At 57.5% G+C, this 13,901-nt stretch carries 15 protein-coding genes; 6 read left to right on the top strand and 9 right to left on the bottom strand.

What is annotated here, in order from left to right; translation table 11 throughout:
* The first annotated feature begins 40 nt into the window (after window positions 1-40).
* Window positions 41-1,543 (top strand): aldehyde dehydrogenase, encoded by a 1,503-nt coding sequence (locus N4R57_17535; GenBank protein UYV36772.1) that lies wholly within the window; start codon window positions 41-43, stop codon window positions 1,541-1,543.
* A 65-nt stretch (window positions 1,544-1,608) separates the two neighbouring features.
* The gene (locus N4R57_17530) at window positions 1,609-2,556 is read left to right on the top strand and encodes a LysR family transcriptional regulator (GenBank protein ID UYV36771.1); all 948 of its coding nucleotides are present in this window, start codon (window positions 1,609-1,611) and stop codon (window positions 2,554-2,556) included.
* 7 nt (window positions 2,557-2,563) lie between these two features.
* On the opposite strand, the gene N4R57_17525 is transcribed toward N4R57_17530, so the two are convergent.
* From N4R57_17525 to N4R57_17485, 9 genes are all read right to left on the bottom strand, one after another.
* A complete protein-coding gene (locus tag N4R57_17525) occupies window positions 2,564-3,040 on the bottom strand; it encodes a hypothetical protein (protein ID UYV36770.1) in 477 nt (158 codons plus the stop codon).
* Window positions 3,041-3,102: 62 nt separating this feature from the next.
* Window positions 3,103-3,381 (bottom strand): hypothetical protein, encoded by a 279-nt coding sequence (locus N4R57_17520; GenBank protein ID UYV36769.1) that lies wholly within the window; start codon window positions 3,379-3,381, stop codon window positions 3,103-3,105.
* Window positions 3,378-4,679, bottom strand: a complete 1,302-nt coding sequence (locus N4R57_17515) for an MmgE/PrpD family protein (protein UYV36768.1) — start codon at window positions 4,677-4,679, stop codon at window positions 3,378-3,380. The genes N4R57_17520 and N4R57_17515 overlap by 4 nt, the downstream gene beginning before the upstream one ends.
* Window positions 4,680-4,697: 18 nt before the next feature.
* A complete protein-coding gene (locus tag N4R57_17510; protein ID UYV36767.1) occupies window positions 4,698-5,507 on the bottom strand; it encodes a CoA ester lyase in 810 nt (269 codons plus the stop codon).
* A 3-nt stretch (window positions 5,508-5,510) separates the two neighbouring features.
* Window positions 5,511-6,674 (bottom strand): acyl-CoA/acyl-ACP dehydrogenase, encoded by a 1,164-nt coding sequence (locus N4R57_17505; protein UYV39609.1) that lies wholly within the window; start codon window positions 6,672-6,674, stop codon window positions 5,511-5,513.
* 31 nt (window positions 6,675-6,705) lie between these two features.
* Complete coding sequence (locus tag N4R57_17500) at window positions 6,706-7,848, bottom strand: CoA transferase (protein UYV36766.1); 1,143 nt, start codon at window positions 7,846-7,848, stop codon at window positions 6,706-6,708.
* A 245-nt stretch (window positions 7,849-8,093) separates the two neighbouring features.
* Entirely contained in the window at window positions 8,094-8,762 is a 669-nt protein-coding gene (locus tag N4R57_17495; GenBank protein UYV36765.1) for a GntR family transcriptional regulator, read from the bottom strand.
* Window positions 8,763-8,767: 5 nt separating this feature from the next.
* Window positions 8,768-9,796, bottom strand: a complete 1,029-nt coding sequence (locus tag N4R57_17490) for a Gfo/Idh/MocA family oxidoreductase (GenBank protein ID UYV36764.1) — start codon at window positions 9,794-9,796, stop codon at window positions 8,768-8,770.
* Window positions 9,793-10,884, bottom strand: coding sequence for an isocitrate/isopropylmalate family dehydrogenase (locus N4R57_17485; protein UYV36763.1), 1,092 nt, complete (start codon window positions 10,882-10,884; stop codon window positions 9,793-9,795). The genes N4R57_17490 and N4R57_17485 overlap by 4 nt, the downstream gene beginning before the upstream one ends.
* A 127-nt stretch (window positions 10,885-11,011) precedes the next feature.
* On the opposite strand from N4R57_17485, the gene N4R57_17480 reads away from it, so the two are divergent.
* The 4 genes from N4R57_17480 to N4R57_17465 all read left to right on the top strand — a co-directional run bounded on the left by N4R57_17480 (window position 11,012) and on the right by N4R57_17465 (window position 13,900).
* The gene (locus N4R57_17480) at window positions 11,012-12,016 is read left to right on the top strand and encodes a TRAP transporter substrate-binding protein (protein ID UYV36762.1); all 1,005 of its coding nucleotides are present in this window, start codon (window positions 11,012-11,014) and stop codon (window positions 12,014-12,016) included.
* A 74-nt stretch (window positions 12,017-12,090) separates the two neighbouring features.
* Window positions 12,091-12,618: a TRAP transporter small permease subunit gene (locus N4R57_17475; protein ID UYV36761.1), complete on the top strand. Its 528-nt coding sequence runs from the start codon at window positions 12,091-12,093 to the stop codon at window positions 12,616-12,618.
* On the top strand, window positions 12,615-13,298 hold the full coding sequence (locus N4R57_17470) for a TRAP transporter large permease subunit (GenBank protein UYV36760.1): 684 nt from the start codon (window positions 12,615-12,617) through the stop codon (window positions 13,296-13,298). The genes N4R57_17475 and N4R57_17470 overlap by 4 nt, the downstream gene beginning before the upstream one ends.
* Window positions 13,286-13,900, top strand: coding sequence for a TRAP transporter large permease subunit (locus tag N4R57_17465; protein ID UYV36759.1), 615 nt, complete (start codon window positions 13,286-13,288; stop codon window positions 13,898-13,900). The genes N4R57_17470 and N4R57_17465 overlap by 13 nt, the downstream gene beginning before the upstream one ends.
* The last annotated feature ends 1 nt before the right edge of the window (window position 13,901 follow it).

Raw genomic sequence — 13,901 nt, 5'->3', positions numbered from 1 at the left:
TGGTCCTAGCATCACCGAAATGAATGAAATGGAGCGCAAAATGGGCTTTGAACGACCAAGCGAAATCCGCAGCTTTGATTGCTACATTGACGGTCAGTGGGTGCAGGCTTTGAGCGGTGAAACGCTTGAAAGCGACGATCCGTACACTGGCAAAACATGGGCGCGCATTCCACGTTGTGGCGTCGAGGATGTGAACCGCGCAGTGGCCGCCGCGAACCGCGCTTTAGACCAAGGCGCGTGGGCGGAGATGCATCCAAGCGAGCGGGGGCGCTTGCTGGTGCGGCTCTCTGAAATTCTTGAGCGTGATGCGGATCACCTTGCCCAGATTGAGGTTTTGGACAACGGTAAGCTGATTGCTGAGATGCGTGGTCAGACAGGGTATATCCCTGCTTGGTATCGGTATTTTGGCGGTCTTGCCGACAAGGTGGAGGGCGCCGTTCTACCGATCGATAAGCCGGATATGTTCACCTATACGACGCATGTTCCTGTTGGCGTTGTCGCGGCGATCACGCCTTGGAACTCGCCATTACTGCTTACCGCATGGAAGTTGGCGCCGGCGTTGGCTGCCGGGTGCACTGTGGTGTTGAAACCGTCCGAGTTCACCTCGGCGTCGACACTTGAGTTTTGTCGCGCGGTAGAAGAGGCAGGGTTCCCGCCGGGCGTAGTCAACGCGATCACCGGGTATGGTGCAGAGGTTGGCGTGCCGCTGACCGAGCATCGCGACGTGCATAAAATTGCCTTTACGGGCGGCGATGGCACCGGGCGCCATATTGCACGGGCGGCGATGGGCACATTCAAACGGATGACGCTTGAGCTTGGCGGGAAGTCGGCGCAGCTGATCTTTCCTGACGTGGACATGGAAGCGGCGGCGCGCGGCGTGGTTTCGGGCATCTTTGCCGCCTCTGGTCAGACATGCATCGCCGGGAGCCGGGTTATCGTCCACGAGGATGTGCATGACGCGTTTATGGAAGCGTTCCTTGATCTTGCACGGCCGGCGCGGTTGGGGGATCCGATGGATCCGAACACCCAAGTCGGGCCGGTGACGACCGCACCGCAGTTCGAGCGCATTCTGTCGTGTATTAAGGCCGCAACCGATGAAGGCGCGACTTGCGTGATGGGCGGAGGCGCGTCGACGCGACCCGAAGCAGGGCAGGGGCGGTTCATCGAACCCACCGTGTTCACCAATGTCACCAATGACATGCAAATCGCCCAGCAAGAGGTCTTTGGTCCTGTGCTTTCGGTCATCAAGTTTACAGACGAGGAAGAGGCTTTTCATATCGCGAATGACACGGAATTTGGCCTCGCCGCAGGCGTCTGGACCCAGGATCAGGGCCGGATGTTTCGCGCTGCGCGACGGCTTCGGGCGGGCAATATCTGGACCAATTGTTACCGGGCGGTTTCCTATATGGCGCCGTTTGGCGGGTTTGGATCATCCGGGATCGGGCGCGAAAGCGGTCAAGATGCGATTCACGACTATCTTGAGACGAAATCGGTCTGGATGGACTATGGCCCCGGCCCGGCCAACCCTTTCGTATTAAGGTGACACGGGTTGACCAGATGCGGCGCGGGCATCACTCTTTCCATTAACTTTCTTTGAGGTAGGGTTTCATGGACATTCGTCAGTTGCGCTACTTCATTGAAATCGCGGAGGCGGGGTCACTGTCGGCGGCGGCCCAACGGCTTAACATTGCGCAGCCCTCGCTTTCCCAGCACCTTGCCAATATGGAAACGGAGCTAGAAGTTCCGCTTGTCGTGCGGTCTCCGCGCGGCTCAACGCTGACCGCCGAGGGCGAGTTGCTGCTTGGTCATGCAGTGGAGATTTGCGGCGCGCTAAGCCGATGTGTGAGCGAAATGCGTGAAGTGAGCCAGCAGATCACCGGAAAGGTGCATTTCGGGATGCCGCCTTCGGTCTCTATGGTCATGTCAGTGCCGCTTGCAGAAACGGTCCGGCTTGAGCTTCCTCAAGTCAGGCTGCGGGCAAGTGAAGCGATGAGTGGCTTTATCAAAACATGGATCGAAGATGAAACGGTTGAGATTGGGTTTCTTTATGATCTGAGCGGGGTTGGCCATTTTCAAACCACCCATGTCATGAATGAGCAGCTGTGCTTTTTTTCGGCCCCTGATGCCTGGCCATTGCAGACACCGCCGGGCACGCCGGTGTCGTTAAAGGCGCTGGAAGGTTTAGAGATGATCCTGCCGGGGGAACCACACGGGCTTCGCAGGATTATCGAATCGGCGGTGGCCCAAAGCGGCGTGGAATTGAATGTGGTTACCGAGCTTGATGCGATGACGCAGATAAAGGAGCTGGTCGCGCGCGGGTCGGGCTTTTCCATTTTTGCGCCCGCCGCTTGCCATGATTTTGTGGCCGAGGGGAAGTTGTTGAAAGCGCCGATTGTTGACCCCACAATTTCGCGGCCCGTTTACCTTGTGAAGAACCCGGCGCGGACGCAGACACGCGCTTGCAAGGCGATTGAGCAAGTGACGCTAAATGTCGCGAGCGAAATGGTGGCCCGCGGGATTTGGGAGGGGGACCTTGTCTGGACGCAAGGCGAATAGGCTCTCGCTAAAGCAGTGCTTGCGCGCTCATCGTGACTACATTGTTCGTTAAGTCGCGAACGCGCAGAGTTAGCTCTTGGGGTCCGGTTTCGCGCGCTTCGACAGCTGCTGTGTTCGGTAAGGTCAAGGGGGAGAGCCCTTTGTAGGAAAGCTGACGTGGGACCGTGCCCGCGATTTGTGTAGCCAGCGCATGCATCCATGTGGCCTGCATCGGGCCGTGAACGACCAGTCCGGAATAGCCTTCTACTTCGCACGCATAGTCCGCATCATAGTGAATGCGATGACCGTTGAAGGTCATTGCTGAATAGCGAAAAAGCATAGTGGATGTCGGCGACACCTCTTGCACGGTGGCCTCGGGCCAGTCTGGAGCAAGTGGGGGGAGCGGCGGCAAAGCGTTTGTGCTGGGGGCGTCGCGGTAAACGATGTTTTGCCGTTCTTCTATGCGGGTCTCACCGGCGACGGTGTAACGGTGATGAAGCGTCACGAAGCCAAGCCGTCCGCTGCGCCCATTTTTGTGCGTGATGTCTGTGATCGTGGTGTCACGGGTTACCGCATCATTTTCGCTGAGACCCCGATGCCAGTTACTTCGCCCCCGGCCCACATGCGGCGCGGTAGGCCAAGGTCGGGAAGCACAAGGCCGAGACGCGGGTGACTGTCGCGTCCGAGGTCCTTGTAGGGGCGGATTTCGGGGGCAATAAGCCACTGGAGGCCGGGTAGTTCCGGATGGGCGAAGGCACCGAGCGTTGCGCGGAATTCTGCGGTCAGCCGGGGTGTTATGAATTCCTGTGTGTGGCTGCTGTGCCCAATCCAGTTTTGAGGGTTCATGGCGTTCGACCAACCATCGCTGCGAGGTCTGAAGCTTGCAACGCTGAGATGTCACCAATGAGGGGTTTGAGATCATGCGTGCGATCATCCCCCAGCAAGCCACGGGCCTTGGTGAACAGTTTTTCAATCAGGACATCACTTGCAATTGGAGCGGTAAGATCATGTGCCAGCGGCAGCACTGTGCCATCGGCAAGGACCACTTCGCCAGCGACCTTGGTGTCATCGACGCTTGGGTCGCTCTCGATTGTGATGCGGTCGGCCAGCGCAGAAATTTCGGGGTCGCGGGTGACGGCGTCATCGTAGCTCGCCGCTGCGCCAGTGTCGCGGTCCGACAGGACCATGGCGGCAAGCCAGCGGTAGCTGAACTTGACTTCCAATCCCGTGGTGGGGGAGAGAATATTGCAGACCGACATCCAGCGAGGGTTTGTGCGGATGTTTACAGTTTTTGGCATGTCGTTCAGATGGAGACCAAGCAACGCTTCGATCATCGCGTGGGTGCCGTGGCAACAGGCGTGAAACTTGTAGCTAATCTTGGGCAACAACCACGTTTCCAGCGGGGCGAAAACATCGAGTTGCGGCGCGTCGGTGTGGGTTGGTACAAAGCCCTGCGACCCAAACACCGCATCCTGCGCCGAAGAGACACCGATCGCGGCAAGTTGCGCGGCTTCTACGCCGTTTGATGCGGAAAACCCGGCGTTCAGTGGTTTGCCCATAGTGCCGAATTGCGATTTCAGGCCGGCGGCCCGTGTCGCGACGAGATTGAGTGCGTGGCGAATTTGATTGCGCCGAAGGCCGATCAATCGGCCTGCAGCGACCGTTGCGCCAAAGGCGCCCGCGGTGGCGGTCTGGTGGAACCCGCGTTGGTAGTGCTCTGTGCCGAGCATCATGCCGATGCGGATGGCGACTTCGCTGCCGATGACAAAGGCGTCGATGACGTTTTCAGCCGACGCTTTTGTCACTTCGCCAACAGCGAGAGCGGCGGGGTAAATGCCGACCGACAAATGCCCGACATGTGCGAAATGCGTGTCGTCGTAGTCCAATGCGTGGCTTGTGGTGCCATTGACCAGAGCCGCCATGCGCGCCGGCACGCGCCCGCCGCCGAACATCGTGGCCTGGCTGTGGCCGCCCTCGCTTGTGGCGAACTGGCGTAGCCGGGAAGCAACGGGCTCGGACTGACCTGCGCGGCCACAGACGATCCAGTCCAACAGTGAGGCTTGCGCTGTCTTGCGGGCCTCAGGATTGATCTTTGCAGAAGGAAGAGTTGCAAGGTCGAGGAAAGGTTCGAGCAGATTTGTCATGGTTTTGCTTATGGTTACCTATGTAGGCGCAGCTTGAACTGCTGCGGCGTCGGCCAGAATACGGTGGGCGCGGGCAACGACCGGAGCGTCGATCATTTGGCCGTCGACCACGCCAACGCCCTCGGGGGCAGACAGCACACGTTTTGCCCAATTAATTGTTTCCGTCGCAGGTAGCCAAGCCGTGCGAGCAGGGATGATTTGGTCAGGATGGATTAGCATTTTGCCGCGAAATCCCATCGCCACACTGTGACGCGCTTCGGCTTTTAGAAGCGAGGCGTCGCGCACAGCGGGAGTAACGGCATCAATCGGGCCCGGACGATCCGCGATCCGCGCGGCAAGGACGATTTCGGCGCGGGCATGGGTAAGGGCCGTTTCGCTAACAGCGATGCCGAGATCAGCCGCCAAATCAATGGCACCGAAAAGAAGGCGATCGAAGAGCGGCGCAAGGAGGCGCAAGTTTCCGATCCCGCGGGCCGTCTCGATAAGCCCCCAAAGCTCCATGCCAGCAGGCAGTGCGGCTCTGAGTTGCTCGACTTTGGCAGGGTCTTCGGCTTTCGGTAAGAGCAGCGACCCAAAAGGCAAATGGCGCGCGAGTGAAATGTCGGCGTCGAACCACTGTGTTGAAAAACCGTTGACCCGGACACAAACGGGCGCGCCAGAGCCGGCGAAACCCATCCGGGCTATGCCGTCGCGCGCCCCGGCTTTGTCGTTTGGCGCGACGGCATCCTCAAGATCGAGGATGACCCAATCGGCGCCGGAGCAGCGTGCGCGGGTTAGGCGGTCTGGTCGTGTTGCGGGGAGGAAGAGGGGGAACAGCAGATCGGACATGGATCAGAACGACCGGGGCAGGCCGAGAACGTGTTCCGCCACATAGCTGAGGATCAGGTTGGTTGAGACTGGTGCGACTTGATAGAGCCGCGTCTCGCGGAATTTTCGCTCGATGTCGTATTCTTCTGCAAAACCGAAACCGCCATGAGTTTGCAGGCAGGCATTGGCCGCCTCCCAAGAGGCGTCCGCAGCCAGCAGCTTGGCCATATTGGCTTGGGAACCGCAGTCTTCCTGTGCGTCAAATCGGCGGCAGGCTTCGAACCGCATCAGGTTGGCGGCTTCGACGTTCACATAGGCCCGCGCCAAGGGAAACGAGACACCTTGATTTTGTCCGATGGGGCGGTCGAAAACCACGCGTTCGTTGGCATATTGCACGGCACGTTCGAGGAACCAGTAGCCGTCCCCGATGCATTCCGCGGCAATGAGCGTTCGTTCGGCGTTGAGGCCATCAAGGATATAGCGAAAGCCCATCCCTTCTTCTCCAATGAGGTTTTCGGCGGGAATTTCGAGGTTGTCAAAGAACACCTCATGGGTTTCATGCCCGACCATATTTTGGATTGGCTGAATCGTCATGCCCTGATCCAAGGCATCGGCCAGTTCGACAATAAAGATGCTCATCCCGTGGGATTTCTTTTTCACCTCTGCAAGAGGCGTTGTTCGGGCGAGGAGGATCATCAGGTCGGAATGCTCGAGCCGGCTGATCCATACTTTTTGGCCATTGATGATGTATTGATCGCCCTTGCGGTGAGCGGTGGTCTTGATTTTGGTCGTGTCGGTCCCGGTAGTGGGTTCCGTTACGGCCATGGATTGCAGCCGCAGTTCGCCCGAAGCGATCCGTGGAAGATAGAGGGCTTTTTGTGCATCAGAGCCGTGGCGAAGGAGCGTGCCCATATTATACATCTGACCGTGGCAATGGCCCGCATTCCCGCCCCCGCGGTTGATTTCTTCCATGACGATTGATGCCTCGGTGAGGCCAAGCCCGGCACCGCCAAAGGTTTCAGGGATCATCGCCGCGAGCCAACCGTCACGGGTCAGCGCATCAATGAATTCAACTGGATAGGTGCGATTTTGCGCATGCTTCCGGTGGTATTCGGGCCCGAACCCAGAGCAAAGGGCGCGGAGCGCATGGCGCAGGTCGTCGTTTTCGCTTGAGGCGCTTGTGGGCATGGGCACGGTGGAACTTCTCCTGAAGGTGTCTTTATTTGGCGGCGAAAGATGCAGGTGCTGAAAACTCGTCACGCACAGAGGTTGTGTGTTCGCCCAGTGCCGGAACCGGACCAAATTTGCGGGTTTTCCCGTCAATGCGCGTGCCGGGAGCAAGCAATTTTACGGGGCCTGACGGGGTGTCTGTTTCGACAAAATTGTTCTGCGGATGATCGGCGAGGTCCGCCATTGTCGATACATGCCCAAAAGCGATCGACGCCTTGGAAAGTATGCGGGTCACCTCGGCACGGTCGTGCTTGGCAAGAGTCCTCGCCACTTGCGCTTCGAGTGTTGCGCGATTTTCGACGCGCAGCGAGTTGGAGGCATAGCGTTGGTCAGTGACTAGCGCTTTATCCGCCAGAACATCAGAACAAAAGCGCGCCCATTCGCGCTCGTTCTGGATTGCGATCAGGATTTGGCTTCCGTCAGCACATGAAAAAACGCCGTAAGGTGCAATGGTGGGGTGCGATAGCCCGGCGCGATGAGGCATTTTCCCGCCATAGGTATACTGAAGATACGGCACGTTCATCCAGTCGGTCAGGGCATGAAACAAGCTTACCGACAGGTGCCGGCCTTTGCCGGTGCTGGCGCGGGCGAGAAGAGCTTCGAGGACGGATTGATAAGCGGTCATGCCACAAGTGATGTCGCAGATGGAAACACCGATCCGTGCCGAGCCGGTTTCGTTACCGGTGATTGATGATAGCCCGCTTTCTGCCTGAACCAACAGGTCATAGGCCTTGCGATCTGCCATCGGTCCGTCTTCGCCATAGCCGCTGATTGAAACTGTTATCAGTCGGGGGTTTTCGGCTCGCAGGCGATCAGGTGCAAAGCCCAACCGCTCGATCGCGCCGGGCGCGAGATTTTGGATGAATATATCTGCGCGCGATACCAATTTGGACAAAAGCGCCTTGTCGTCAGCTTGGCGCAAGTCGAGACAAACGCTTTCTTTTCCTCGGTTGAGCCACACGAAATAGGCGCTTTCCCCTTGAACAAGCTGATCATAGCCACGGGCGAAGTCTCCCTCTGGGCGTTCGATCTTGATCACCCGCGCACCCGCTTCGGCCAGTCGCGCAGAGACATAGGGCGCCGCTACTGCTTGTTCGATGGAGACCACAAACAGTCCCGACAAATCCGCCATGTTATCCTCTCAAGTCAACCCTCTCGTGAACAATGGCAGGAAATGGTGTGAGACCTGTCATTCAAGAATGTGTGGAGGGGTATGTGAAGAGGCTATGCCCCCAGCATGGGCTTTGCCTGAGGTCGGCTTTTAAAGAGTTTGTTTTAGGTGCTTAGGTGCGGAACTCATCTGGTTCACAAAACATAGTGCGCTTGTATCCGGAGCATAAAATCCTGACAAAGTTTTACCCTTGGGACCAAGTCGATCTATAAAAAGCGCAGCCTGTGTTTGTTCAAAAGCTTGACCAAAATATCCTTGGCGTGCTGCCTGTGTTGCCGATGCGACGTGCGGGCAGTAATCGCATCGCGATCCCGAATTGCCTGATAAACGGCGCGGTGATCTTCGTTTGATTTTGTGGGCAAAGGGCGAATGAAAAGTGTTGTTGTCCGCGCGCGACGCACTTGGTCGCTCATCATGCTGACAATGGATTCGATGCGGCTGTTGCCGCCAAGGCGAACCAGCTCTTTGTGAAAGCGGTCATCGGCTTCGGCCCAAGCGTCGAGGTCGGGTTTTTCGAGCGCCCGGTCCATGTCGTCGATGGCTTTGGCGAGATGCGCCAACTCTTGATCGCTGAGGCCGGCTTGTGCCGCACGTTCTGCGGCGTGGCTCTCTAGCTCGGTCAGGACATCATAGATTTCGGCCATGTCTTCTGGTGACAGAGGAAGGATGCGAACGCCTTTGCGCGGGCGCAGTTCAAGCAACCCTTGGCTTTCAAGCGTGAGAACGGCCTCGCGAACAGGTGTGCGCGACATTTCTAGCAGATTGGCGAGTTCTGATTCCAGATGGTCCGATCCTGCGGCCAACTCACCGGAAAAGACCTTTTGACGGAGTTCTTGTATCGCACGTTGCGCGCTTGACAGTGTTTTGTCCGGCATACGGTTTACGTTACTCCCAGTGGTTGCCTGCTTCCGCTTGCTGCTGAGGTATAGATTGCCTCTTCGATGACCTCGACCGCAAGGTATTCATGCGCAAGGTTTTCAAAAGGTGTGTTATCGAGGATACCGGTGACGACATGGGATTGCAGAGCGTGCACGCAATCTCCGCCAAACCCGTCCCATGTGTCGGCAGGCAACAATTCGGCGGTGTCCGAGCTTGCGAATTGTCTGAGCGTCACAGAGCCGTCGCCACGCAACTCGATTGTGCCCTTGGTGCCTTCGACGAGGGCTTCGCCCATGGTGCGCCTCAGGTTGTCAGCGTTGTGATCAAGGAGCCGGTTGCCATCGAACAAGGCGCGCACGCCGTTCGGGTGTTCGAAGAAAATGTATCCTGCGTCTTCGCCTGCGATGGCGGGATTGACGCGGCGCAGGTCGGCATAGACCGACAATGGATTGCCCAGAAGATAGCGAAACGTGTCCACCCAATGGACTGCGGTTTCGTGAACTAGAAAACGCTCCATTTTTTGAAAATAGGGTTGCCGCGAAAGATACGCGTCGGGGCCTTGGCCATCGCCGGGGCGCAGGCGAAAGGTGACCTGCTGTAATTGCCCGAGCAACCCATCATCAAGCGCCTGTTTTATCGTGCGATACCAAGGTTGAAAGCGGAAGTTTTCGTGGACCACGATGGTAGCGCCTGCGGCTTTGGCTTCGGCTGTGATCTGGCGGGCTTCGCCGAGATCGACACAGAACGGTTTTTGGCAAATGATCCATTTTATGCCGGCAGACAGCGCGGTGCGGATCATTTCGGCGTGGGCAACGGGGGGGATGACGTCCAAAAGGTCGGGCGACTGGTCAGACAACATCTGGGAGAGGTCGCAATAAGCGGGCAGGCCCGTGGCTTTGGCTTTTTCAATGTCACGGTTGCAAGAGCCGACAAGGCGAACGCGCTCCATTCTGGCCCAACTGCCGTAGTGGAATTGGCTGAAATATCCGGCGCCGACGCAGGCGACTTTTAAGTCGCGGGACGCAGTCATGAGGCAAAAAGCATGTCGATCACGGCGTTTGCCGCGTCTTGTGTTCCGGCATCGCCGCCAAGGTCACGAGTCAGCACTGCGCCGTTGGCGATGACTTTCTCGACGGCTTCGCGAAGGCGCAGGCCGTCGGTGCGCATTGCAGAGTTGTCATGTTTGATACCGAGCCAGTCCAGCATCATCGCCGCGGACAGGATCATCGCAAAGGGATTGGCAAGCCCTTTGCCCGCAATATCGGGCGCAGAGCCATGGCAGGGTTGGAAAACGGCATGGGTCAGGCCGATGTCAGCCGAGGGAGCCAGTCCGAGCCCGCCCATGAGCCCGGCACCGAGGTCAGACAGAATGTCGCCAAACATATTTTCGGTTACAAGCACGTCGAAATCCCAAGGTTTCTGGACCATCCAGAGGGCGGTGGCATCGACATAGGCGTGATCTGCCTGAAGGTCCGGATGCCGGGCTGCCTCGGCGTCGAACATCTCGCGGAAAAACGCGAAGGCGCGAAAAACATTTGCCTTGTCCACACAGGTTACGCGGCCCGGTCCGCGTCCGGTGCATTTGCGGGATTTGGCCAGATCAAAGGCGAAGCGAAACAGCTTTTCCGATATGTCGCGGGTAATGAGCAGTGTTTCGCGGGCCTCGTCTTTGGTGACTTCCCCGCGTCCTTGCGTGTGGAACAGCCCTTCGGTGCTTTCGCGGATCAGGACAAAATCAATCTCGCGGTTCTCGGGGATTTTCAGGGGCGAGGCCTGCCCCTTTTTGACCGTTACAGGGCGGACACCGGCAAAGAGCGTGAGCGCTTTGCGCAGGTCAATTTGGGGAGAAATCTCGGTGCCATCGTCGTAGCGAATATCGGGCAGACCCATGGCAGACAGGAGGATTGCGTCCGCTTCCCGCGCCGTTTTCAGGGAGGTTTCAGGCAGGGATTCGCCCGTTTTGGCGTAATGCGCGGCCCCGGCGGGGGCGTCTGCGAAAGAGAGGGTGTAGCCCGTTGATGATTTTGCCAAGCGCGCGAGGATTGCGAGCGTGGGGGCCATGATTTCCGGGCCGATGCCGTCCCCATGGAAAACGGCGATGCTGAAGTCTTGGTTCATCTTGAGTCCTCTTTCACCGCCCGTTGTGGACGGATTCTCCGACTTAACCAATCGGAAATATTGACAATGCATGTATTAATGCATGCGCAAATGAATGCAATATTAAAGCATGTTCAGGGAGGACATCATGAAATCATCTTTCTTTAAGCTGGCCGCAGTTGCTGCGGTGGCTGCCATTATGGGAAGCGGAGCGATTGCTCAGACGGTGCTGCGCTTTAGTCATACCGATAATCCAGGCGGGTCGCGTCAGGCGGCCGCGGAGGTTTTTGCCAAGAAAGTCAGTGAATATACCGAGGGCCGGTATGAGGTTCGGATTTTTCCATCCGGGCAATTGGCCAATGATCCCAAGGCAATCGAGCAGTTGATCCTTGGGGGTGTCGATTTCACGGTGTCCGCCACGGGGTCATATGCGACGCATCTTTCGTCGTTGAACCTAACGGCGATGCCTTTCCTTGTTGATACATACGAACAGGGTTGGGAGCTTTATGACAACTCGAACTGGTTGCAGGGCGAGTTTGACAAGCTGCCGGATGTCGGGTTCCGGGTTTTGGCAACGTGGGAGGCAGGGTTCCGGTCGTTTACAACGAACAAACCACTTGCTTCGCCTGCGGACGCGGCGACGATGAAAATGCGGGTTTACCCCAACGATATGATCCGGTGGAGCATGGAAGCGATCGGGTTCCAAACGGTGGTTATGCCGATCACAGATGTGTATCTGGCGATTCAGCAGGGAACTGTGAACGGGCAGGAAAACCCAGTGGACACCATCAATTCGCTGCGGTTTTACGAAGTCGCGCCGCATGTGACGTTGACCCGCCACGTATATAGCCCGCTTCCATTAACCGTATCCGAAGCGACATGGAAAAAGTTCTCTCCTCAGGATCAAGAGGCGGTGAAGAAAGCGGCGGCGGAAGCGGCGGCCTTTAGTCGTGATCTGGTCAAGAACTCAGTTGATCGCCAGATCGCTGAAATGAAGGATGCCGGGGCCACTGTATCAACACCCGAAATCGGGCCGTTCCGCGAAGCGGTGGCAACGGTCTATGACAAGGCGCGCGGCGTATATGGAGCCGAGGAAGTCGACAAAATCCTCGCTGACGCAAAAGCTGTGCGGGAAAAACTGCCTGCGAAATGAACCACTCTGGGATCACAGTCGGTCGGGGCCTTTGGTGCGGGCCCCGACAGCTATGAAAAGAAGGGCAGTTAAAGATGGATTACCGGTCGCAATATCCGCTACCGCTGCGCGCGCTTAGCTTTGTCATCGACCTATGTCTGGTGCTGGGTGGCGTGAGTATTGTGTCGCTTGTTTTTGTCAACGCGCTGCTGCGGGGCGCGGCGGGTTTTGATCTTGCTTGGTCGCTTGAGGTCACGGCGTTCCTGTTGCTTTGGACAACGTTTCTTGGGGCTGCGGCCGCTATGGCGCGGGGTGCGCATATGCGGGTGAGCGAGATCGTCGAAAGTCTTGTTCCGCCACGCGGGCAGGTTTGGCTGGCATTGGTGATTGATTTGGTCATTCTTGCCATGCTGGCTTCGCTGATCTGGTACGGGACGTCGATTGCAAGCCACAGTTGGGCGCAGAAAACCACCGTGCTCTACTGGCCTGTCGGCTTGCTATATGCGGCGATGCCGGCGGGGATGACATGCGCCTTGGCCTTTCATCTGTTCAATCTGGTCCATGATTGGCGCAATCCCAAGGATTGGGCGATGGACAATACCGGCGGCGGTGCCGCGCCATGATTTTGCTGTTTATCGTTGCCGTTTTCCTGGTGACAGTTTTCATCGGCGTGCCGCTGGTCTGGGCGATCCTGCTGACCGCGATCCTGCCGATCTTTGTTTTTGATTTGTCAGGCTATCCGCTACAGGCGGTTTATCTGAACTTTATCGGCGGGGTGGAGCCGAACCATTTCCTTGCCATACCGCTCTTTATTGTTGCGGGTGAATTGATGTCGCGCGGCGGTGTTGGATTGCGCATCATTGGGTTCGCTCGCGCGGCGTTTGGCTTTATGCCCGGCGGCCTTGGCATGGTCGTGGTGGGGGCTTCGATGATCTTTGGCGGGATTTCAGGCTCGGCGATTGCCGATTCCGCCGCCATCGGGTCGGTTATGATCAAGAATATGGCGAAGGAGGGGTATCACCGCCCGTTTGCAGCGGGGCTTGTCGCCGCCTCCGGCACCATTGGCATCATCATTCCGCCCTCGATCCCGATGCTGATTTACGGCTTTGTCGGCAATGTTTCGGTCGCCGACTTGTTTCTTGCGGGGATGGTTCCCGGTCTGATATTTGGGCTGTTTTTTATGGGCGTGTGCTATTGGGTCGGGAAATCATCCGGCTGTGATCCGGGGGGAGGACGACAACGCGTGAGGAGCTCTGGAGCTCGTTTGTGGGCACCGCCCCGGCGTTGTTTATGCCCGTTTTGATCCTTGGCGGTATCTTTAGCGGGTTGGTGACGCCGACCGAGGCTGCGGCCCTTGCCGTGGTTTATGGTCTGTTCGTGACGATTGTCATTTACCGAGATTTTAAGTTGCGCGATCTGCCGTCGCTTATGATTGATGCGTTTGTGACGTCGGCGGTGGTGATGGTTGTGATCGGTGCGACGACTGTTTTGGGGTGGATGATCACATTGGAACAGCTCCCGCAGGTATTGGTCGCGTTTGTGCAGGACCTTTCGAGCAGTCCTTGGGTGTTCTTGCTTTTGGTCAACGTCGTGATGTTGATCCTTGGTCTGGTGCTTGATCCCGTGCCCGCGATTTTGCTGACTGCGCCGCTGTTCTTGCCGACGGCGCAGACCTTTGGGGTCGATCCTGTTCACCTTGGGGTCATTATGACCTGTAATGTCGCTGTGGGGCTGTTCACGCCGCCAGTTGGCGCAACGCTTTATGTCGCGTCGCGCATTTCGGGCGATGGGGTGTTGGCCATCGCACGGTCGATGGCTCCGCTCTATATTGCGGCATTGTGTGCATTGCTTCTGGTGACCTATGTTCCGGCAGTGTCCATGACCATGGTCGAGATTTTTCGTTAGG

This window comes from Rhodobacteraceae bacterium D3-12 (assembly GCA_025916135.1).
Classification (GTDB): domain Bacteria; phylum Pseudomonadota; class Alphaproteobacteria; order Rhodobacterales; family Rhodobacteraceae; genus JAKGBX01.
The sequence above is the reverse complement of the archived record's forward strand: the minus strand, read 5'-3'. Positions and strand labels throughout refer to the sequence as shown.